At 55.0% G+C, this 21700-nt stretch carries 19 protein-coding genes, 4 tRNA genes and 1 rRNA gene; all 24 read right to left on the bottom strand.

The features are described 5' to 3' along the window. Window positions 1-13: 13 nt before the first annotated feature. The 24 genes from rplW to rrf all read right to left on the bottom strand — a co-directional run bounded on the left by rplW (window position 14) and on the right by rrf (window position 21595). The gene (gene rplW, locus BLR20_RS19125) at window positions 14-313 is read right to left on the bottom strand and encodes a 50S ribosomal protein L23 (RefSeq protein ID WP_002555488.1); all 300 of its coding nucleotides are present in this window, start codon (window positions 311-313) and stop codon (window positions 14-16) included. Then, entirely contained in the window at window positions 310-912 is a 603-nt protein-coding gene (rplD, locus tag BLR20_RS19120) for a 50S ribosomal protein L4 (RefSeq protein ID WP_002555489.1), read from the bottom strand. Before rplD ends, rplW begins: the two co-directional genes overlap by 4 nt. 12 nt (window positions 913-924) lie before the next feature. Next, a complete protein-coding gene (gene rplC / locus BLR20_RS19115; RefSeq protein WP_005887084.1) occupies window positions 925-1560 on the bottom strand; it encodes a 50S ribosomal protein L3 in 636 nt (211 codons plus the stop codon). An 81-nt stretch (window positions 1561-1641) separates the two neighbouring features. Then, entirely contained in the window at window positions 1642-1953 is a 312-nt protein-coding gene (rpsJ, locus tag BLR20_RS19110; RefSeq protein WP_002555491.1) for a 30S ribosomal protein S10, read from the bottom strand. 141 nt (window positions 1954-2094) lie between these two features. Continuing rightward, a complete protein-coding gene (gene tuf / locus BLR20_RS19105) occupies window positions 2095-3288 on the bottom strand; it encodes an elongation factor Tu (protein WP_010438189.1) in 1194 nt (397 codons plus the stop codon). Window positions 3289-3319: 31 nt separating this feature from the next. Further along, window positions 3320-5425, bottom strand: coding sequence for an elongation factor G (gene fusA, locus BLR20_RS19100; RefSeq protein WP_003317109.1), 2106 nt, complete (start codon window positions 5423-5425; stop codon window positions 3320-3322). A gap of 30 nt (window positions 5426-5455) precedes the next feature. After that, entirely contained in the window at window positions 5456-5926 is a 471-nt protein-coding gene (rpsG, locus tag BLR20_RS19095; protein WP_002555493.1) for a 30S ribosomal protein S7, read from the bottom strand. 122 nt (window positions 5927-6048) lie between these two features. Further along, complete coding sequence (gene rpsL / locus BLR20_RS19090) at window positions 6049-6420, bottom strand: 30S ribosomal protein S12 (RefSeq protein ID WP_002555494.1); 372 nt, start codon at window positions 6418-6420, stop codon at window positions 6049-6051. A gap of 199 nt (window positions 6421-6619) precedes the next feature. Next, window positions 6620-10819, bottom strand: coding sequence for a DNA-directed RNA polymerase subunit beta' (gene rpoC, locus BLR20_RS19085; RefSeq protein WP_003431814.1), 4200 nt, complete (start codon window positions 10817-10819; stop codon window positions 6620-6622). A gap of 64 nt (window positions 10820-10883) precedes the next feature. After that, window positions 10884-14957 (bottom strand): DNA-directed RNA polymerase subunit beta, encoded by a 4074-nt coding sequence (gene rpoB / locus BLR20_RS19080; protein WP_003317110.1) that lies wholly within the window; start codon window positions 14955-14957, stop codon window positions 10884-10886. Between the two features lie 221 nt (window positions 14958-15178). Continuing rightward, complete coding sequence (gene rplL, locus BLR20_RS19075) at window positions 15179-15544, bottom strand: 50S ribosomal protein L7/L12 (RefSeq protein WP_002555497.1); 366 nt, start codon at window positions 15542-15544, stop codon at window positions 15179-15181. A 79-nt stretch (window positions 15545-15623) separates the two neighbouring features. Then, window positions 15624-16124, bottom strand: coding sequence for a 50S ribosomal protein L10 (gene rplJ / locus BLR20_RS19070; RefSeq protein WP_002555498.1), 501 nt, complete (start codon window positions 16122-16124; stop codon window positions 15624-15626). Between the two features lie 202 nt (window positions 16125-16326). Continuing rightward, the gene (rplA, locus tag BLR20_RS19065; RefSeq protein ID WP_010438184.1) at window positions 16327-17022 is read right to left on the bottom strand and encodes a 50S ribosomal protein L1; all 696 of its coding nucleotides are present in this window, start codon (window positions 17020-17022) and stop codon (window positions 16327-16329) included. Continuing rightward, on the bottom strand, window positions 17022-17453 hold the full coding sequence (gene rplK, locus BLR20_RS19060) for a 50S ribosomal protein L11 (RefSeq protein WP_002555500.1): 432 nt from the start codon (window positions 17451-17453) through the stop codon (window positions 17022-17024). Before rplK ends, rplA begins: the two co-directional genes overlap by 1 nt. Before the next feature lie 118 nt (window positions 17454-17571). Beyond that, window positions 17572-18105 carry a transcription termination/antitermination protein NusG gene (gene nusG / locus BLR20_RS19055; protein ID WP_003317113.1) on the bottom strand — a complete coding sequence of 178 codons (534 nt, stop codon included), beginning with the start codon at window positions 18103-18105 and terminating at the stop codon, window positions 17572-17574. Between the two features lie 9 nt (window positions 18106-18114). Then, window positions 18115-18483 (bottom strand): preprotein translocase subunit SecE, encoded by a 369-nt coding sequence (gene secE, locus BLR20_RS19050; RefSeq protein ID WP_002555502.1) that lies wholly within the window; start codon window positions 18481-18483, stop codon window positions 18115-18117. Between the two features lie 46 nt (window positions 18484-18529). Then, window positions 18530-18605: transfer RNA gene (locus BLR20_RS19045), tRNA-Trp, on the bottom strand. A gap of 165 nt (window positions 18606-18770) precedes the next feature. Next, window positions 18771-18846 (bottom strand) — tRNA-Thr (locus BLR20_RS19040). A gap of 26 nt (window positions 18847-18872) precedes the next feature. Continuing rightward, window positions 18873-18946, bottom strand: a tRNA-Gly gene (locus tag BLR20_RS19035). A 24-nt stretch (window positions 18947-18970) separates the two neighbouring features. Continuing rightward, window positions 18971-19055, bottom strand: a tRNA-Tyr gene (locus BLR20_RS19030). A gap of 142 nt (window positions 19056-19197) precedes the next feature. Next, the gene (locus BLR20_RS19025) at window positions 19198-19626 is read right to left on the bottom strand and encodes a hypothetical protein (RefSeq protein ID WP_010438181.1); all 429 of its coding nucleotides are present in this window, start codon (window positions 19624-19626) and stop codon (window positions 19198-19200) included. Between the two features lie 7 nt (window positions 19627-19633). After that, a complete protein-coding gene (locus tag BLR20_RS19020) occupies window positions 19634-20383 on the bottom strand; it encodes a pantothenate kinase (RefSeq protein WP_010438179.1) in 750 nt (249 codons plus the stop codon). Further along, the gene (gene birA / locus BLR20_RS19015) at window positions 20373-21332 is read right to left on the bottom strand and encodes a bifunctional biotin--[acetyl-CoA-carboxylase] ligase/biotin operon repressor BirA (protein ID WP_167375482.1); all 960 of its coding nucleotides are present in this window, start codon (window positions 21330-21332) and stop codon (window positions 20373-20375) included. The genes BLR20_RS19020 and birA overlap by 11 nt, the downstream gene beginning before the upstream one ends. Window positions 21333-21479: 147 nt before the next feature. Next, window positions 21480-21595: ribosomal RNA gene (gene rrf, locus BLR20_RS19010) — 5S ribosomal RNA — on the bottom strand. Between the last annotated feature and the right edge of the window lie 105 nt (window positions 21596-21700).

Raw genomic sequence — 21700 nt, 5'->3', positions numbered from 1 at the left:
ATGCACCCCTTCCTTACTCAGCACTGCTGCTGAAATCGAGATCTTGGCCTGGCTGAAGGGAGATAACTGCCTTCTTCCAGTCATTACGCTTGCCCAGACCGCGAGCAGTGCGCTTGCTCTTACCCAGAACATTCAGGGTAGTAACACGCTCTACTTTCACGCTGAACAGGCTTTCGACGGCCTTCTTGATTTCCAGCTTGGTTGCGTCAGTAGCAACCTTGAAAACGAACTGACCTTTTTTGTCTGCAAGAACCGTAGCCTTCTCGGAAACGTGCGGGCCAAGCAGAACTTTAAATACGCGTTCCTGGTTCATCCCAGCAGCTCCTCGAATTTCTTCACGGCCGACACAGTGATCAACACTTTGTCGTATGCGATCAGACTAACTGGATCGGAACCTTGTACGTCACGTACATCAACGTGCGGCAGGTTACGAGCAGCCAGGTACAGATTCTGGTCAACAGCGTCAGACACGATCAAGACGTCAGTCAGACCCATGCCAGTCAGCTTGTTCAGCAAATCTTTGGTTTTCGGTGCTTCAACAGCGAAGTCCTGAACCACGACCAGACGATCAGTACGAACCAGTTCAGCAAGGATGGAGCGCAGAGCAGCGCGATACATCTTCTTGTTGAGCTTCTGAGTGTGATCCTGAGGACGAGCTGCGAAAGTGGTACCGCCGCCACGCCAGATTGGGCTACGGATAGTACCGGCACGAGCACGGCCAGTACCTTTCTGACGCCAAGGGCGCTTACCGCCACCACGAACGTCGGAACGGGTCTTTTGCTGCTTGCTACCCTGACGACCGCCAGCCATGTAGGCCACGACTGCCTGGTGAACCAGCGTCTCGTTGAATTCGCCGCCAAATGTCAGTTCGGAAACTTCGATTGCCTGAGCGTCATTTACATTTAATTGCATGTCAGCTTCCCCTTAACCGCGAGCCTTGGCTGCCGGACGTACAACCAGGTTGCCGCCAGTAGCGCCAGGAACAGCACCCTTGACCAACAACAGATTGCGTTCAGCGTCCACGCGCACTACTTCCAGGGACTGCACGGTCACGCGCTCAGCGCCCATATGACCGGACATTTTTTTGCCCTTGAATACACGACCAGGAGTCTGGCACTGGCCGATAGAGCCTGGGACGCGGTGGGAGACGGAGTTACCGTGGGTATTGTCTTGACCACGGAAATTCCAACGCTTGATCGTACCCTGGAAGCCTTTACCCTTGGACTGACCGGTTACATCAACCAGTTGACCAGCGGCGAAGATTTCAGCGTTGATCTGATCGCCAGTCTGGTAATCGCCTTCTTCAAGACGGAATTCCATGACGGTACGACCGGCGGCAACATTCGCTTTAGCGAAGTGGCCAGCCTGAGCGGCTGTAACACGCGAAGCGCGACGCTCGCCGACAGTGACTTGCACTGCACGATAGCCATCGGTTTCTTCGGTTTTGAACTGAGTGACGCGATTCGGCTCGATCTCAATGACCGTGACCGGAATGGAGACACCTTCTTCGGTGAAAATACGGGTCATACCGCATTTACGACCGACTACACCAATAGTCATGTTGTAAACCTCATGAGTGTACGGGGCTTTCACCCGCTATGGCCGCCCATTTCAGAGCGTTACACGACTAAGACCCAAGTCTTAGCCGAGGCTGATCTGAACTTCCACACCGGCCGCAAGATCGAGCTTCATAAGCGCATCAACGGTTTTTTCCGTTGGCTGGACAATGTCCAGAACACGCTTGTGAGTACGGATCTCATACTGGTCGCGCGCGTCTTTGTTGACGTGCGGAGAAACCAGAACGGTGAACCGCTCTTTACGAGTCGGCAGTGGAATCGGACCACGCACCTGTGCACCAGTACGTTTCGCGGTTTCCACGATTTCCTGGGTTGATTGGTCGATCAGGCGATGGTCAAAAGCCTTCAACCTGATACGGATTTGCTGGTTTTGCATTGGATTCAGACTCCAGATTGCTGTTCCCACCGAGCGCAATACGCCCGTTAAAAGGAGGCGCAATTCTATAGACGACCTAACAAGGTGTCAACCCAATAAAAAAGCCCCCGCAGTGCGGGGGCTCTTTTTGGGAATCAACGCTTAAGCGATGATTTTGGCTACGACGCCAGCGCCGACGGTACGACCGCCTTCACGGATTGCGAAACGCAGACCATCTTCCATTGCGATTGGCTTGATCAGGGTAACGGAAACTTTGACGTTATCACCTGGCATAACCATTTCTACGCCTTCCGGCAGTTCGCAGCTACCAGTTACGTCGGTAGTACGGAAGTAGAACTGTGGACGGTAGCCTTTGAAGAACGGAGTGTGACGACCGCCTTCTTCCTTGCTCAGAACGTAGATTTCTGCTTCGAACTGAGTGTGCGGCTTAACGGTGCCTGGCTTGACCAGAACCTGGCCACGCTCGACGTCGTCACGCTTGGTGCCGCGCAGCAGAACGCCGCAGTTCTCGCCAGCACGACCTTCGTCGAGCAGCTTGCGGAACATTTCAACGCCGGTGCAGGTAGTGACGGTAGTGTCACGCAGACCAACGATTTCCAGTGGATCCTGGACTTTGACGATACCGCGCTCAACACGACCAGTCACAACAGTACCGCGACCGGAGATCGAGAATACGTCTTCGATTGGCATCAGGAACGGCTTGTCAACAGCACGCTCTGGCTGAGGGATGTAGCTGTCCAGAGTTTCGACCAACTTCTTGACGGCAGTGGTGCCCATCTCGTTGTCGTCTTTGCCTTCCAACGCCATACGGGCAGAGCCGATGATGATTGGAGTGTCGTCACCCGGGAAGTCGTAAGTGCTCAGCAGATCGCGCACTTCCATCTCAACCAGTTCCAGCAGCTCAGCGTCGTCTACCAGGTCAGCCTTGTTCAGGAAGACCACGATGTACGGAACGCCAACCTGACGGGACAGCAGGATGTGCTCACGGGTTTGTGGCATCGGACCATCAGCGGCCGAACAAACCAGGATAGCGCCATCCATCTGGGCAGCACCGGTGATCATGTTCTTCACATAGTCAGCGTGACCTGGGCAGTCAACGTGAGCGTAGTGACGGATCAGCGAGTTGTACTCGACGTGAGCAGTGTTAATGGTAATACCGCGAGCTTTCTCTTCCGGAGCGCTATCGATCTTGTCGAATTCGACACGAGCAGAACCGAAAACTTCGGAGCAGACGCGAGTCAGAGCAGCGGTCAGTGTGGTTTTACCGTGGTCAACGTGACCAATGGTGCCAACGTTGACGTGCGGAAGGGAACGATCAAATTTTTCTTTAGCCACGACAAATAACTCCTAGCCTAAAGGCGCTGAATCAGCCTTGTTTTTTGGTTACAGTTTCGACGATGTGCGACGGAGCTGTATTGTATTTTTTGAATTCCATAGAGTAGCTTGCGCGACCTTGGGACATGGAGCGAACGTCGGTCGCATAACCGAACATCTCACCCAACGGAACCTCGGCACGAATTACTTTGCCGGACACCGTGTCTTCCATACCCAGGATCATGCCGCGACGACGGTTAAGGTCGCCCATCACGTCACCCATATAGTCTTCAGGCGTAACAACCTCTACCGCCATGATCGGCTCAAGCAGCTCACCACCGCCCTTCTGGGCCAGTTGCTTGGTCGCCATGGAAGCAGCCACCTTAAACGCCATCTCGTTCGAGTCGACGTCATGGTAGGAACCATCAAACACGGTAGCCTTCAGGCCGATCAGCGGATAACCGGCAACAACGCCGTTCTTCATCTGCTCTTCGATGCCCTTCTGGATAGCCGGGATGTATTCCTTGGGAACAACACCACCTACCACTTCGTTTACGAATTGCAGACCTTCCTGACCTTCGTCAGCAGGCGCAAAACGGATCCAGCAATGACCGAACTGGCCACGACCGCCGGATTGACGAACGAACTTGCCTTCGATTTCACAGTTCTTCGTGATGCGCTCACGATAGGAAACCTGAGGCTTGCCGATGTTGGCTTCGACGTTGAACTCACGGCGCATCCGGTCAACCAGGATGTCCAGGTGCAGCTCGCCCATGCCAGAGATGATCGTTTGACCAGTCTCTTCATCAGTCTTGACGCGGAAAGAAGGGTCTTCCTGAGCAAGCTTGCCCAGTGCGATACCCATTTTTTCCTGGTCATCCTTAGTTTTAGGCTCAACGGCAACCGAGATAACCGGCTCCGGGAAGTCCATACGAACCAGGATGATTGGCTTGTCAGCGTTGCACAAGGTCTCACCAGTGGTGACGTCCTTCATGCCGATCAAGGCCGCGATGTCACCAGCGCGCACTTCCTTGATCTCTTCGCGGGCGTTTGCGTGCATCTGCACCATACGACCCACACGCTCTTTCTTGCCCTTGACCGAGTTGATCACGCCGTCGCCGGATGCCAACACGCCCGAGTAAACGCGGACGAAAGTCAAGGTACCCACGAATGGGTCGGTAGCGATCTTGAACGCCAGAGCCGAGAACGGCTCGTTGTCGTCTGCATGACGCTCCATCAGGATTTCTTCGTTATCAGGATCGGAACCCTTGATAGCTGGAATATCGATTGGAGCCGGCAGGTAGTCGATCACGGCGTCGAGAACCAGGGGAACGCCCTTGTTCTTGAAGGAAGAACCGCAAACAGCAAGAACGATCTCACCAGCGATAGTACGCTGACGCAGAGCAGCCTTGATTTCCTCGTTGGTGAGCTCTTCACCCTCAAGGTACTTGTTCATCAGCTCTTCGCTGGCTTCGGCCGCAGCCTCGACCATGTTGCTGCGCCACTCGTCAGCCAGTTCCTGCAGTTCAGCAGGGATAGGCTCACGACGTGGAACCATACCCTTGTCGGCATCGTTCCAGTAAACAGCTTCCATGGACATCAGATCGATCTGACCCTGGAAGTTGTCTTCGGCACCAATGGCCAACTGGATAGGCACAGGGGTGTGACCCAGACGCTGCTTGATCTGAGCGATTACGCGCAGAAAGTTCGCACCAGCACGGTCCATCTTGTTCACGTAAACGATACGTGGAACACCGTACTTGTTGGCTTGACGCCATACGGTTTCGGACTGCGGCTCTACGCCGGAAGTACCACAGAACACAACGACCGCGCCGTCGAGAACACGCAGGGAACGCTCAACTTCAATGGTGAAGTCAACGTGGCCCGGGGTGTCAATAACGTTGAAACGGTATTGGTCTTTGTGTTGCTTCTCGGAACCCTGCCAGAAGGCAGTAATAGCAGCAGAAGTAATGGTAATACCACGCTCCTGCTCCTGAACCATCCAGTCCGTGGTCGCGGCGCCGTCATGCACCTCGCCCATTTTGTGGCTTTTGCCGGTGTAAAAAAGGACGCGCTCGGTGGTGGTGGTTTTACCAGCATCCACGTGAGCGACGATACCAATGTTACGGTAGCGGCCAATCGGAGTAGTACGAGCCATAAAGCCCTCGCAAAATTAGTGACGCTGAAATTAGAAGCGGTAGTGCGAGAAAGCCTTGTTGGCCTCAGCCATACGGTGCACGTCTTCACGCTTCTTGACCGCAGCACCTTTACCTTCGGCGGCGTCCAGCAGTTCGCCAGCCAAACGCAGCGCCATTGACTTCTCACCGCGCTTGCGCGCGAAGTCTACCAGCCAACGCATTGCCAGAGCATTACGACGGGACGGACGAACTTCGACAGGAACCTGGTAAGTAGCACCGCCTACACGGCGCGACTTTACTTCGACCAGCGGAGCGATGGCGTCGAGAGCTTTCTCGAAGATTTCCAGGGGGTCGCTGTTCTTACGTTCTTTAACCTTTTCCAGCGCGCCATAAACGATACGCTCGGCAACGGCTTTCTTGCCGCTTTCCATTACGTGGTTCATGAACTTGGCCAAAATCTGGCTGCCGTATTTTGGATCGTCAAGCACTTCGCGCTTGGCTGCTACGCGTCTTCTTGGCATGGATAAGCCCTCAAACGGTCTTCAGGTTAGCTCGGGACCACCATCCTGCAAGGGATGCGCCCGACCTTACTCTTATCGACTCAGAAAAATAGAAATCTGCAATTTCAAACAGAAGCCGAAAACTACTTAGGCTTCTTGGTACCGTATTTCGAGCGACCCTGGTTACGACCTTTAACGCCGGAAGTATCCAAAGAACCACGAACGGTGTGATAACGAACACCTGGCAAGTCTTTTACACGACCGCCACGAATCAGTACCACGCTGTGCTCTTGCAGGTTGTGACCTTCACCACCGATGTACGAGGAAACCTCGAAACCGTTGGTCAGGCGCACACGGCAGACTTTACGCAATGCCGAGTTAGGTTTTTTCGGCGTGGTGGTGTACACACGAGTGCACACACCGCGACGTTGCGGGCAGTTCTGCAGCGCAGGCACGTCGGATTTCTCGACGATACGCTTACGCGGCTGACGTACCAGCTGGTTGATAGTTGCCATCTACTAGCTCCACTGTTGTCTTGCGACGCTATTGTCTTACAAGAAAAGCAAATGACAGGGCACAGGCCCCGCCAAATTTAGGGGTACAAGAGTCTAAAGAGGATCCCGCCCCCAGTCAAGACAAAGCCCCGACGTCCTCACCGGGCAAACAACACGAAGACGTGCTGCCTGCCAGGTGAAAAATGCCGAGGCTCTGGTCTTAATTACCGCTGGAGTTCAACGCTTCCGTCAGAGCTGCTTCTACTTCGCTCGCGCTGACACGGGTCGGTTTGTCCATTTCACGACGACGCTTGCGCTCGCTGTGATAAGCCAGACCGGTACCGGCCGGGATCAGACGACCCACGACTACGTTTTCCTTCAGGCCGCGCAGGTAATCGCGCTTGCCGGTCACAGCCGCTTCGGTCAGTACGCGTGTTGTCTCCTGGAAGGAGGCCGCGGAGATGAACGACTCGGTGGACAGCGATGCCTTGGTGATACCCAGCAACACGCGAGTGAACTTGGAAACAAACTTGTCTTCCGTGCTCAAACGCTCGTTTTCTACCAGTACGTGAGTCAATTCCATCTGGTCGCCCTTGATGAAACTGGAATCGCCAGACTCGGCAATCTCAACCTTACGCAGCATCTGACGCAGAATCGTCTCGATGTGCTTGTCGTTGATCTTCACGCCTTGCAGACGGTATACATCCTGAATCTCGTTGACGATGTACTTGGCCAGCGCACTCACACCCAGCAGACGCAGGATGTCGTGTGGATCGCTCGGGCCGTCGGAGATAACTTCGCCGCGGTTCACTTGCTCGCCTTCGAAGACGTTCAGGTGACGCCACTTCGGAATCAGTTCCTCGTACGGATCGCTACCGTCGTTCGGGGTGATGACCAGACGGCGCTTGCCCTTGGTCTCTTTACCGAATGCGATGGTACCGCTGACTTCTGCAAGGATCGACGCCTCTTTCGGACGACGCGCTTCGAACAGGTCGGCAACACGCGGCAGACCACCGGTGATGTCACGCGTCTTCGAAGTTTCCTGCGGAATACGAGCGATAACATCACCGATCGCGATCTGCGCACCGTCAGCAACACCAACAAGGGCGTTGGCCGGCAGGAAGTACTGGGCCGGTACGTCAGTACCTGGCAGCAGCAGATCCTTGCCATCCAGACCGACCATCTTCACAGCAGGACGGATGTCCTTGCCGGCAGCCGGGCGGTCTTTGGCGTCGAGCACTTCAATGTTGGTCATACCGGTCAATTCGTCTGTCTGACGCTTGATCGTGATGCCTTCTTCCATGCCTACGTAGGTAACAGTACCTTTCATCTCGGTGACGATCGGGTGAGTGTGCGGATCCCACTTGGCCACGATAGAGCCAGCGTCGACCTTGTCGCCTTCCTTCACCGAAATCACTGCACCGTATGGCAGCTTGTAACGCTCACGCTCGCGACCGAAGTCATCTGCGATTGCCAGCTCACCGGAGCGGGATACCGCAACCAGGTGACCGTCGACACGCTCGACGTGCTTCAGGTTGTGCAGACGGACGGTACCGCCATTCTTCACCTGAACGCTGTCGGCTGCCGAGGTCCGGCTTGCAGCACCACCGATGTGGAACGTACGCATTGTCAGCTGGGTACCTGGCTCACCGATCGACTGTGCAGCGATTACGCCGACAGCTTCACCGATGTTGACCTGGTGACCGCGTGCCAGGTCGCGACCGTAGCACTTGGCGCAGATGCCGTAGCGGGTTTCGCAGCTGATTGGCGAACGAACGATTACTTCGTCGATGCTGTTCAGCTCGATGAACTCGACCCACTTCTCGTCTACCAGCGTGCCAGCAGGCACGATGACATCTTCTGTGCCCGGCTTGAACACGTCGCGGGCAATGACTCGACCCAGTACGCGCTCACCCAGAGGCTCTACAACGTCACCGCCTTCAATGTGCGGAGTCATCAGCAGACCATGCTCGGTACCGCAATCAACCTCGGTAACCACTAGATCCTGAGCGACGTCTACCAGACGGCGTGTCAGATAACCGGAGTTAGCGGTTTTCAACGCGGTATCCGCAAGACCCTTACGAGCACCGTGAGTAGAGATGAAGTACTGAAGTACGCTCAAACCTTCACGGAAGTTCGCAGTGATCGGCGTTTCAATGATGGAGCCGTCAGGCTTGGCCATCAGACCACGCATACCGGCCAGCTGACGAATCTGGGCAGCAGAACCACGCGCCCCGGAGTCAGCCATCATGTACATCGAGTTGAAGGATTCCTGATCAACTTCGACGCCGTGACGGTCGATAACGCGTTCTTTGGACAGGTTCGACATCATCGCTTTCGAGACTTCGTCGTTCGCCTTGGACCAAAGGTCGATTACCTTGTTGTACTTCTCGCCCTGGGTTACCAGGCCGGAGGCGTACTGACTTTCGATCTCTTTAACTTCTTCGGTGGCCGCGTCGATGATGCGAGCTTTTTCATCTGGGATAACGAAGTCGTTAACGCCGATGGAAACACCCGAAATGGTCGAGTAGGCAAAACCGGTGTACATCAACTGGTCAGCGAAGATAACGGTCTCTTTCAGGCCAACCACGCGATAGCACTGGTTGATCAGCTTAGAGATCGCCTTCTTCTTCATCGGCTGGTTGACGACGTCGTATGACAGGCCGGCCGGAACGACCTGGAACAGCAACGCACGGCCGACAGTGGTGTCGACGATACGGGTGTTCTTGACGCTGCCACCATCACGATCGTTGACCGTTTCGTGGATACGAACCTTGACCTTGGCGTGCAGAGCCGCTTCGCCAGCGCGGAATACGCGGTCGACTTCCTGCAGATCCGCAAATACACGACCTTCGCCCTTGGCGTTGATCGCTTCGCGAGTCATGTAGTACAGACCCAGTACAACGTCCTGCGAAGGAACGATGATCGGCTCACCGTTGGCTGGCGACAGAATGTTGTTGGTCGACATCATCAGCGCGCGCGCTTCGAGCTGAGCTTCCAGCGTCAGAGGCACGTGAACGGCCATCTGGTCACCGTCGAAGTCGGCGTTGTACGCAGCACAGACCAGCGGGTGCAGCTGAATAGCCTTACCTTCGATCAGTACGGGTTCAAACGCCTGGATGCCCAGACGGTGAAGCGTCGGCGCACGGTTCAGAAGCACCGGGTGTTCGCGAATCACTTCAGCGAGAACGTCCCAGACCTCTGGCAGCTCGCGCTCGACCATCTTCTTGGCAGCTTTGATGGTCGTAGCCAGTCCACGCATTTCCAGCTTGCCGAAAATGAACGGCTTGAACAGCTCGAGAGCCATCTTCTTCGGCAGACCGCACTGGTGCAGACGCAGGGTCGGACCTACGGTAATTACCGAACGACCCGAGTAGTCAACACGCTTACCGAGCAAGTTCTGACGGAAACGACCCTGCTTACCCTTGATCATGTCAGCCAGGGATTTCAGAGGACGCTTGTTCGAACCTGTGATCGCACGACCACGACGGCCGTTGTCGAGCAGTGCATCGACCGCTTCCTGCAGCATGCGCTTTTCGTTGCGCACGATGATGTCGGGAGCAGACAGATCCAGCAGGCGCTTCAGACGGTTGTTACGGTTGATCACTCGACGATACAGATCGTTGAGGTCAGACGTCGCGAAACGGCCACCGTCAAGCGGAACCAGAGGACGCAGATCTGGCGGCAGAACCGGCAGAACGGTCAGCACCATCCACTCAGGAAGGTTGCCGGAACCCTGGAAGGCTTCCATCAATTTCAGACGCTTGGACAGCTTCTTGATTTTGGTCTCGGAATTGGTCTGCGGAATTTCTTCGCGCAGACGGCCAATTTCGTGCTCCAGATCAATAGCGTGCAGCAGCTCGCGGACAGCCTCGGCACCCATGCGGGCATCGAAGTCGTCACCGAACTCTTCGAGGGCTTCGAAGTACTGCTCGTCGTTCAGCAACTGACCTTTTTCAAGGGTGGTCATGCCTGGATCGATAACGACATAGCTCTCGAAGTAGAGAACACGTTCGATATCACGCAGGGTCATGTCCATCAGCAAACCGATACGGGACGGCAGCGATTTCAGGAACCAGATGTGAGCAACCGGCGAGGCCAGCTCGATGTGAGCCATGCGCTCGCGACGAACCTTGGCCAGTGCTACTTCAACGCCGCACTTTTCGCAGATGACACCACGGTGCTTCAGGCGCTTGTACTTACCGCACAGGCACTCGTAATCTTTTACCGGGCCAAAGATCTTGGCGCAGAACAGACCGTCACGCTCAGGCTTGAACGTACGGTAGTTGATGGTTTCCGGCTTTTTAACTTCACCGAACGACCAAGAGCGGATCATCTCAGGCGATGCAAGTCCGATACGGATTGCGTCGAACTCTTCGACTTGACCCTGGTTTTTCAGCAAATTCAGTAGGTCTTTCAAGGCTTTTCCTCCTGGCGGAGCAGGGAGCAGGCAATACCGCCCTGCCCCCGATTCGCGTCACGTGTTATTCGGTTTCCAGATCGATATCGATACCGAGCGAACGGATTTCTTTGATCAACACGTTGAAAGACTCGGGCATGCCCGGCTCCATACGGTGATCGCCGTCCACGATGTTTTTGTACATCTTGGTACGACCGTTCACATCGTCCGACTTCACTGTGAGCATTTCCTGCAGAGTGTACGCCGCGCCGTATGCTTCCAGCGCCCACACTTCCATCTCCCCGAAACGCTGACCACCGAACTGTGCCTTACCACCCAGCGGCTGCTGGGTAACCAGGCTGTACGAACCAGTGGAACGCGCGTGCATCTTGTCGTCCACCAAGTGGTTCAGCTTCAGCATGTACATGTAGCCAACAGTTACAGCACGTTCAAACTTGTTGCCAGTACGACCGTCGAACAGCTGCATCTGGCCGCTTTCCGGCATATCTGCCAGCTTGAGCATTGCCTTGATTTCGCTTTCCTTGGCACCGTCGAAAACCGGGGTAGCCATCGGTACGCCGTTACGCAGGTTCTTCGCGAGGTCCAGAATTTCGTTGTCGGTGAGGTCTTCCAGAGACTCCTGACGACCGCCGATTTCGTTATAGATCTCGTTAAGGAACTTGCGCAGCTCAGCAACTTTACGCTGCTCTTCGAGCATGCGGTTGATCTTCTCGCCCAGACCTTTGGCCGCGAGGCCCAGGTGGGTTTCGAGAATCTGACCAACGTTCATACGCGAAGGTACGCCCAGCGGGTTGAGGACGATATCGACCGGCGTGCCATTGGCATCGTGCGGCATGTCTTCAACCGGCATGATCACAGAGACCACACCCTTGTTACCGTGACGACCGGCCATCTTGTCGCCCGGCTGGATGCGGCGACGGATTGCCAGGTAGACCTTGACGATTTTCAGAACGCCTGGAGCCAGGTCATCGCCCTGCTGCAGTTTGCGTTTCTTGTCTTCGAACTTGTCATCCAGAAGACGGCGACGATCAACGATGTAAGCCTGAGCCTTTTCGAGCTGCTCGTTGAGAGCATCTTCAGCCATACGCAGCTTGAACCACTGACCATGCTCAAGACCATCGAGCACTTCGTTGGTGATTTCCTGGCCCTTCTTGAGGCCAGCGCCGCCTTCGGCTACACGACCGACCAGCGCAGAGCGCAGACGTTCGAAAGTAGCGCCTTCGACAATACGGAACTCTTCGTTCAGATCCTTGCGGATCTCGTCGAGTTGCGACTTCTCGATGGACAGGGCACGCGCATCACGCTCGACGCCATCACGGGTGAAGACCTGAACGTCAATGACAGTACCTTTGGTACCGGTTGGTACGCGCAGGGAAGTGTCTTTAACGTCGCTGGCCTTCTCACCGAAGATCGCACGCAACAGTTTTTCTTCCGGAGTCAGCTGGGTCTCGCCTTTCGGAGTGACCTTACCGACCAGGATGTCGCCAGCGCCGACTTCGGCACCTACATAAACGATACCCGCTTCGTCCAGCTTGTTCAGAGCAGCCTCACCCACGTTAGGGATGTCCGCTGTGATTTCCTCAGGCCCAAGCTTGGTGTCACGCGCCACACAGGTCAGTTCCTGAATGTGGATCGTGGTGAAGCGGTCTTCCTGAACGACACGCTCAGAAAGACAGATGGAGTCTTCGAAGTTGAAACCGTTCCAGGCCATGAACGCGATGCGCATGTTCTGACCGAGCGCCAGTTCACCCATATCGGTGGACGGGCCGTCAGCCATGATGTCGCTGCGCTGAACACGGTCACCCTTGCTGACCAGCGGACGCTGGTTGATGCAGGTGTTCTGGTTCGAACGGGTGTATTTGGTCAGGTTGTAGATATCTACACCCGCCTCACCTGTTTCAACTTCATCATCGGCAACGCGAACAACGATACGGCTGGCGTCAACCGAGTCGATCACACCACCACGACGAGCCACGACGCAAACGCCGGAGTCGCGAGCAACGTTGCGCTCCATGCCAGTACCTACCAGCGGCTTGTCGGCACGCAGAGTAGGAACAGCCTGACGCTGCATGTTCGAACCCATCAACGCACGGTTGGCGTCATCGTGCTCGAGGAACGGAATCAGCGATGCGGCTACCGAGACAACCTGCTTGGGCGAAACGTCCATCAGGGTGACATCGGCTGGCGCCTTGACGGTGAATTCGTTCAAGTGACGCACAGCGACCAGCTCGTCGATCAGCTCTTGCTTGTCGTTCATTGCGGCCGAAGCCTGGGCAATGACGTGGTCCGCTTCTTCGATCGCCGAAAGGAAAACGATTTCTTCGGTGACCAGACCTTCCTTGACCACACGGTACGGGCTTTCGAGGAAGCCGTACTGATTGGTGCGGGCATAGGCCGCCAGGGAGTTGATCAGACCGATGTTCGGACCTTCAGGTGTCTCGATCGGGCACACACGGCCGTAGTGAGTCGGGTGAACGTCTCGAACTTCAAAGCCGGCGCGCTCACGCGTCAGACCGCCAGGGCCGAGTGCGGAAACACGACGCTTGTGAGTGATCTCGGACAGCGGGTTGTTCTGGTCCATGAACTGGGAAAGCTGGCTGGAACCGAAGAACTCCTTGACCGCCGCCGCAACAGGTTTGGCGTTGATCAGGTCCTGAGGCATCAGGCCTTCGCTTTCTGCCATGGACAGACGTTCTTTGACAGCGCGCTCGACACGGACCAGACCTACACGGAACTGGTTCTCGGCCATCTCGCCAACGCAACGAACGCGACGGTTACCGAGGTGGTCGATGTCATCGACAATGCCTTTGCCGTTACGGATATCAACGAGGGTCTTGAGGACCGCTACGATGTCTTCCTTGCACAGCACGCCCGAGCCTTCGATTTCGGTACGACCGATACGACGGTTGAACTTCATCCGACCTACAGCAGACAGGTCGTAACGCTCAGGGCTGAAGAACAGGTTGTTGAACAGCGTTTCAGCGGCATCCTTGGTTGGCGGCTCGCCAGGACGCATCATGCGATAGATCTCGACCAGCGCTTCCAGTTGGTTGCTGGTGGAGTCGATCTTCAGTGTGTCGGAGACGAACGGACCGCAATCGATGTCGTTGGTGTACAACGTTTCGATGCGAACAACCTGAGCCTTGGCGATCTTGGCCAGGATTTCAGTGTTCAGCTCGGTGTTGCACTCGGCAATGATCTCACCGGTTGCCGGATGCACGATGACCTTGGCTGTCGTGCGACCCAGGACGTAGTCCAGAGGCACTTCCAGCTCTTTGATCCCGGCCTTTTCCAGCTGGTTGATGTGACGGGCAGTGATACGACGACCCTGCTCGACAATGACCTTGCCCTTGTCGTCCAGGATATCCAGAACGGCAATTTCACCACGCAGGCGCTGAGGCACCAGCTCCAGGCTCAGGTTTTCACCGCGCACATGGAATACGTTGGTGGTGTAGAAAGCATCAAGCACTTGCTCGGTGGTGTAACCCAGAGCGCGCAGAAGTACGGACGCAGGCAGCTTGCGACGACGGTCGATACGGACGAATACGCAGTCTTTCGGATCGAACTCGAAGTCCAGCCACGAACCGCGGTAAGGAATGATACGAGCGGAGTACAGCAGCTTGCCGGAGCTGTGCGTCTTGCCACGGTCGTGGTCGAAGAATACGCCAGGCGAACGGTGAAGCTGAGACACGATAACGCGCTCGGTGCCATTGATTACAAAGGTACCGTTCTCAGTCATCAGGGGGATTTCACCCATGTAGACTTCTTGCTCTTTGATGTCCTTGATCGCTTTGTTCGACGATTCTTTGTCGAAAATGATCAGACGGACCTTAACTCGCAGAGGTACTGCGTAAGTCACACCGCGCAGCACGCATTCCTTGACATCAAATGCCGGTTCGCCCAAGCGATAACCTACATACTCCAGCGCAGCATTGCCGGAGTAGCTGATGATCGGGAAAACGGATTTGAAGGCTGCATGCAGACCGACGTCGCGGAACTGATCTTTGGTCGCTCCCGCCTGCAGGAATTCGCGATACGAATCCAGCTGGATGGCCAAGAGATACGGCACATCCATTACGTCCGGCAACTTGCTAAAGTCCTTGCGGATACGTTTTTTCTCAGTATATGAGTAAGCCATCAGCGTTCCCCAGCTTGGTCACCTGCTTGTTTGGCTCCCTCCCGACGGAAGCAGCCAGAAAATCTTGCAAACCCCTTGGTTTGCGCCACCGCCATCGGTGGATACCACACATTACAGACGTTGACAGCGCCAATCGTCTATAACGGAAAAAGGCCGGTGGCAAAAGCCACCAGCCATCAGCCTTTCGCTAAACGCGTGGGCTGGACACTCAAAATCGATGCTTATTTCAGCTCGACTTTAGCGCCTGCTTCTTCCAGAGTAGCTTTGGCTTTGTCAGCTGCGTCTTTGGCAACAGCTTCCAGAACCATTGCTGGGGCGCCGTCAACGACTGCCTTGGCTTCTTTCAGGCCCAGACCGGTCAGTTCACGTACTGCCTTGATCACGTTAACTTTCTTCTCGCCAGCTTCCAGCAGCATGACGTTGAATTCAGTTTGTTCTTCAACAACAGCAGCAGCAACAGCTGGACCAGCAGAGCCGGCAGCAGCGGTAACGCCAAACTTCTCTTCGAACGCCTTGATCAGCTCTACAACCTGCAGAACGGACATTTCAGCTACGGCGTTAAGGATATCGTCTTGAGAGATGGACATGACTCAATTTCCTGAATTGGGGGACGGCCTACGCGACCATCAAAATAAACAAAAATACGCGAAAAGATCTGACTCAGCCTTAGGCTGCAGCTGCTTCTTTTTGGTCGCGAACAGCCGCCAGAGTACGAGCCAACTTGCTGGTAGCGCCTTGAATCACGCTCATCAGCTGAGAAATTGCTTCGTTACGGGTCGGCAGGCTTGCCAGTACATCGATCTGATTAGCTGCGAGGAACTTGCCCTCGAACGCAGCTGCCTTGATCTCGAACTTGTCCTGACCTTTAGCGAATTCCTTGAACAGACGGGCAGCAGCGCCAGGATGTTCGTTGGAGAACGCGATCAAGGTCGGGCCAGTGAACACGTCGTTGAGGACACTGAATTCAGTGTCAGCAACAGCGCGCTTAAGCAGAGTGTTACGTACAACACGTACGTAAACGCCAGCTTCACGAGCCTCTTTACGGAGTCCGGTCATAGCGCCAACCGTCACACCACGGGCATCAGCCACGACAGCGGACAGACCAGCTTTGGCAGCCTCGTTGACTTCAGCGACGATGGCCTTCTTGTCTTCGAGTTTAATTGCCACGGGTTTAACTCCTGCTTGTTACCGTTTCATCCGACCGGAGCCAGATGTCGTTTTGGTGTCTGATTCGGTAAGGAACCGGGAGCACCATCTGCGTAGGCTTGTGGTTTAAGACTTGCGTCGCCTACGGTCTTGGATAGCCCCCGCCAGGCAGGGACCCCAATCTTTCAAACGGTACGGCAATCGATCACCGTACCATTTTGTCTTACGCTTCCAACGAACCCTGGTCGATGACCAGGCCTGGGCCCATAGTGGTGCTCAGGGTGATGCGCTTGACGTAAATACCTTTCGAAGAAGCAGGCTTGATACGCTTCAGATCAGCGATCAGGGCTTCAACGTTTTCCTTCAGCTTGACAGCGTCGAAACCGACCTTGCCAACAGAAGTGTGGATGATGCCGTTTTTGTCGGTGCGATAACGAACCTGACCAGCCTTGGCGTTCTTGACGGCGGTAGCGACGTCAGGAGTAACGGTGCCGACTTTCGGGTTAGGCATCAGACCGCGAGGACCGAGAACCTGACCCAACTGACCCACAACGCGCATTGCGTCAGGGGAAGCGATAACGACGTCATAGTTCAGATCGCCAGCTTTCATTTCAGCGGCCAGATCATCCATACCAACGCGATCAGCGCCGGCAGCCAGAGCAGCTTCAGCAGCAGGACCCTGGGTGAACACTGCAACGCGTACAGTCTTACCGGTACCGTGCGGCAGTACAGTAGCGCTACGTACAACCTGGTCGGATTTACGAGGATCAACACCCAGGTTTACAGCAACGTCTACAGACTCGCTGAACTTGACGGTCGACAGCTCGGTCAGCAGGGCTGCAGCGTCTACGAAGTTGTAGGATTTACCAGCTTCGATCTTGCTGGCGATTGCCTTTTGACGCTTGGTCAGCTTAGCCATTACACACCCTCCACGTTAAGGCCCATGCTACGAGCGGAACCGGCGATGGTACGCACGGCCGCTTCCATGTCAGCTGCAGTCAGATCCGCATTTTTTGCTTTAGCGATATCTTCCAGCTGAGCACGAGTCACGGTGCCAACTTTAACGGTGTTCGGGCGAGCCGAGCCGCTGGTCAAGCCTGCAGCTTTCTTCAGCAGAACCGATGCAGGGGTACTTTTTGTTTCGAAAGTGAAGCTACGGTCGCTGTATACAGTGATGATCACTGGAGTCGGCAAGCCTGGCTCAATACCCTGAGTACGGGCGTTGAACGCTTTGCAGAATTCCATGATGTTCACACCGTGCTGACCCAGAGCAGGACCAACTGGCGGGCTTGGGTTGGCCTGAGCAGCTTTCACTTGCAGCTTGATGTATGCGGTTATCTTCTTGGCCATGAGGCACTCCAATTACGGGTTCAAGCGCCAATAAAGGCTCCCCGGTTACTTACGCGTATATCCCAGTGACGAAAAAACCCCACAGCCTTGGGCTGCGGGGTATGGGATTCCAGCTCAGTTATGCCTTTTCGACCTGACTGAACTCCAGCTCCACCGGAGTAGAGCGTCCGAAAATGAGCACCGCCACTTGAATCCGGCTCTTTTCGTAGTTAACTTCTTCGACCGTGCCGTTGAAATCGGCGAACGGGCCGTCAGTGACGCGAACAACTTCACCTGGCTCGAACAGCGTTTTCGGCTTCGGCTTATCGCTACCGTCAGCGACGCGACGCAGAATCGCTTCTGCCTCTTTATCAGTGATGGGAGCAGGCTTGTCAGCTGTACCGCCGATGAAGCCCATGACACGCGGGGTGTCCTTGACCAAGTGCCAAGTACCCTCATTCATGTCCATCTGAACAAGCACATAACCTGGAAAGAACTTACGTTCGCTTTTGCGCTTCTGGCCATTACGCATTTCAACCACTTCTTCAGTGGGAACCAGAATTTCGCCGAAGCCATCTTCCATGCCTGCCAGCTTCACACGCTCGACCAACGAGCGCATGACATGCTTCTCGTAACCCGAGTAAGCATGCACTACGTACCAACGCTTAGCCACGGGACACCCTTAGCCAACTATCAAGGAAACAAGCCAGCCGAGCAGGGAATCAAGCCCCCACAACAGCAACGCCATAACCAGCACAACAGCCACAACGATCAACGTGGTTTGAGTGGTTTCTTGGCGAGTAGGCCATACGACTTTACGGATCTCGGCACGGGCTTCTTTCGCCAAAACGAAGAAGGCCTTGCCTTTGCCTGTCTGCAGCGCTACAAACGCAGCAGCTGCGGCAATCACAAGGAGAGCGAGAACGCGATACAGGATCGGCTCAGCAGAATAATACTGATTGCCGACAACACCCACGACAACCAAAACGACTACCAGGAGCCACTTCAGCATATCAAAGCGAGAGTCTGATGCTTCAGCCTTGGGATTCATCTACGGAGATCCTGTGAAAAGAAAGCCAGATTACATCTAGGGAATCTGGCAGGTCAGGAGGGAATCGAACCCCCAACCTACGGTTTTGGAGACCGTCGCTCTGCCAATTGAGCTACTGACCTAAAAGCAAAATCAGGCCGACCATTATGCGGACCCGACGAGAGTTTTTCAACACCTTATTCGAAGAGCACCCAACAGGCCACATACCTCGAACAAGATTTAGACGGCGCACACAGCGCATAACCGCCTAAAACAAAGGCAGATATTTTCATATCTGCCTTTATCAATGGAGCTCTTGAGCGGATTTGAACCGCTGACCTCACCCTTACCAAGGGTGTGCTCTACCAACTGAGCTACAAGAGCAAAACACAATGCATGAACCACAAGCCTGGAGCGGGTAGCGGGAATCGAACCCGCATCATCAGCTTGGAAGGCTGAGGTTCTACCACTAAACTATACCCGCACAACTTGCAGCTCGCGCTAAATCTGGTGGAGGGGGAAGGATTCGAACCTTCGAAGTCGTAGACGTCAGATTTACAGTCTGATCCCTTTGGCCGCTCGGGAACCCCTCCTAAGCGAGGCAGCATTCTCAACTCATGCTACCCTTCTGTCAACCTTTTTCTCAGTAAAAACCTGAGGTTACATGCGTTGACTACTACCACTTCGTTCGTGAGACTTTCACCTCACTGCGAAGCGGGCGCCATTCTATGTAAACTAATCAGCAGTTGCAATGCCTTCGCACGACATTATTTGATTTTTTAACTGCGGGAAATCCTGACTCAGCTGACTGATCAGGCCCGCTTCGACAAGGCGTCTACTTTCCGGGGCAATTTTCAGCCAGTAGGCAGCCGCCCCACCCGTTTGCACGGTTTGATATTGAGACTGGATATCCAAGCTGTTCAACCGCTGCTCGACCAGGCGCGCATCCTCTTGCCTGGCAAAGCCACCGACATACAGGCACTTGGTGTCAGCATCGTGGGACACCCGGCCGGCATCCGATTCGCTGAGCAGACGAATATCCTGCTGAGAAGCACGATGAAGCGACAAGGGCATGACCTCTTTGGCCCTGAGCGGAGCCTCCTGCTGATGCCAGATGTAATAAAAGGCATTGAGCATCAACAGCAGAAGAAATAACCAACGCATAGAGACCTCAACGCAAGGGGCAGGCGAGAGCCAGCCCCACAAAGACCAGATCAGGAACGATACGGGCCCCTGGCAGCACATCTGCAACCAGAGCAGCATCCCCGCCAGTTACAAAAATAGCAAAGTCGTCACCCCAATACCCACGAGCTATCTCGACCTGAGTCACTGCGAACCCCCGAAGCATCAGCGAGCAGCCGCGCTCTACCGCCTCTGAGGTTGCACGCCCAGGAACGAGACGAACCAAAGCCCTTTCCGCCTCTGTGTCGTCATATCTGATGCGACGGGTATGGGTACGCAGTTGATTGCGCATCAAGGGCATCCCTGGACAGATGAAACCACCGAGATGCTCGCCGCCGGCATCGACGAAATCAGATGTCACTGCAGTGCCTAGATCAATTACCAGGCATGCGCCTTTGACAAGGTGGTACGCACCGACAAAAGCCAGCCAGCGATCCAGGCCCAGACGCTCGAAATCGTCGTAGCCGTTTACCACCCCTCCAAGCTCACGGGCTGGCACTGCGCAGACGGGAGCAACGGAAAACGCGTCAGCCAGTACGGAAACCAGACGCGCCGTTTCTTCGGCGCTGCGGACACTTACCAGACGACAGTCGCTGAACGTTGCGTCCGGGAGATTACGCAGGTGCTCCAACAAGGCTGCGTCAGAGTCAACTACACCAACGCTGACCACTGCTGCATCGCTTTTAGCGGTAATACGCCACTTGATGAAGCTGTTGCCACAATCGAGCTCAAGAATCATCTCGCAACCTCAGGCTCAGCTCACCACCACTGAAGCTTTTTTCCGCACCATTAACTTCCAACCGCAGCGCTCCAAGTGAGTCGACCCCTAACACTACTCCCTCCACGACCTCTACCCCAGAGAGCAACTTGACTGCAGCGCCCTGCCACAAATGCCCGCGCTCCCATTCCTTTTGAAATGCTGCAAAACCTTCCTTGCGATGAACCGCCATGAAAGCCTCGAGCTGTGTGCTTATACGAGCAGCGATCTGATTGCGGTCGACAAGGCCACCCGTTTCAAGCCTCACCGACGTCCATAGCTGATCTACCTCACTGGAGGAGCGCATGTTTGCGTTCACTCCTATTCCGATGATCACATGGCATACGTCTGCCGGATCGCCAATCAGCTCGAGCAAAATCCCGGCAATCTTCTGCCTGCCAACGAGCACATCATTCGGCCATTTAAGGCCTGCGCCTTGGACGCCCATATCACGCAGGACATTCATCACCGCGAGCCCTACCAACAAGCTGAGGCCCTCCAACTGACGCATCCCGCCATCAATACGCAGGACCAGGCTGTAATACAGGTTTTCAGCAAATGGACTTACCCACTTTCGACCACGCCGCCCTCTTCCGGAGGTCTGCTGCTCAGCCACTACCAGCACAGGCATGGGAACGCCTTGAGTGATCAAACGTGCGGCCTCAGCGTTGGTTGAGTCTATGGAGTCGTAAGTACGTACAGACCAGTTGGCAGGAAAGCCTGACTGCTCGATACCGGCAGGACTTAGAAGAGAAATGGGCGTTGCGAGTCTATAGCCACGACCACGCACCTTGTGGACATCTATGCCCAGGTCCGCCTCAAGCTGCTGAAGCTGCTTCCAGACAGCACTGCGACTTATGCCGAGGGCGTCACCCAATACCTGGCCAGAATGAAACGCACCATCGGCAAGAAGCTTTAACAAGGTCAGCATTTGGAATCGCCTGGCAATAAGGCACGCATCATAGCCACGCAGAAGCATGATGCATAGAAACGAAAACGTGTTTTCACGCTGGTTTTTGCAGGCACCAGACAAACAAAAACCCTCGACGCGTAAGCGAAGAGGGTTTCTGGAATTCAATCTTGACGATGACCTACTCTCACATGGGGAAACCCCACACTACCATCGGCGATACATCGTTTCACTACTGAGTTCGGGATGGGATCAGGTGGTTCCAATGTTCTATGGTCGTCAAGAAATTCGGGTACCGAATCGTGCCGTGCGGCGCGCTTCAGCAAATCGGGTATGTGATAGTCGGTTCAGGTGTCGTTCGTGACGCAAACTTTCGGTTCGTGTCATCT

It is taken from the genome of Pseudomonas congelans, from assembly GCF_900103225.1.
GTDB lineage: Bacteria > Pseudomonadota > Gammaproteobacteria > Pseudomonadales > Pseudomonadaceae > Aquipseudomonas > Aquipseudomonas congelans.
The sequence above is the reverse complement of the archived record's forward strand: the minus strand, read 5'-3'. Positions and strand labels throughout refer to the sequence as shown.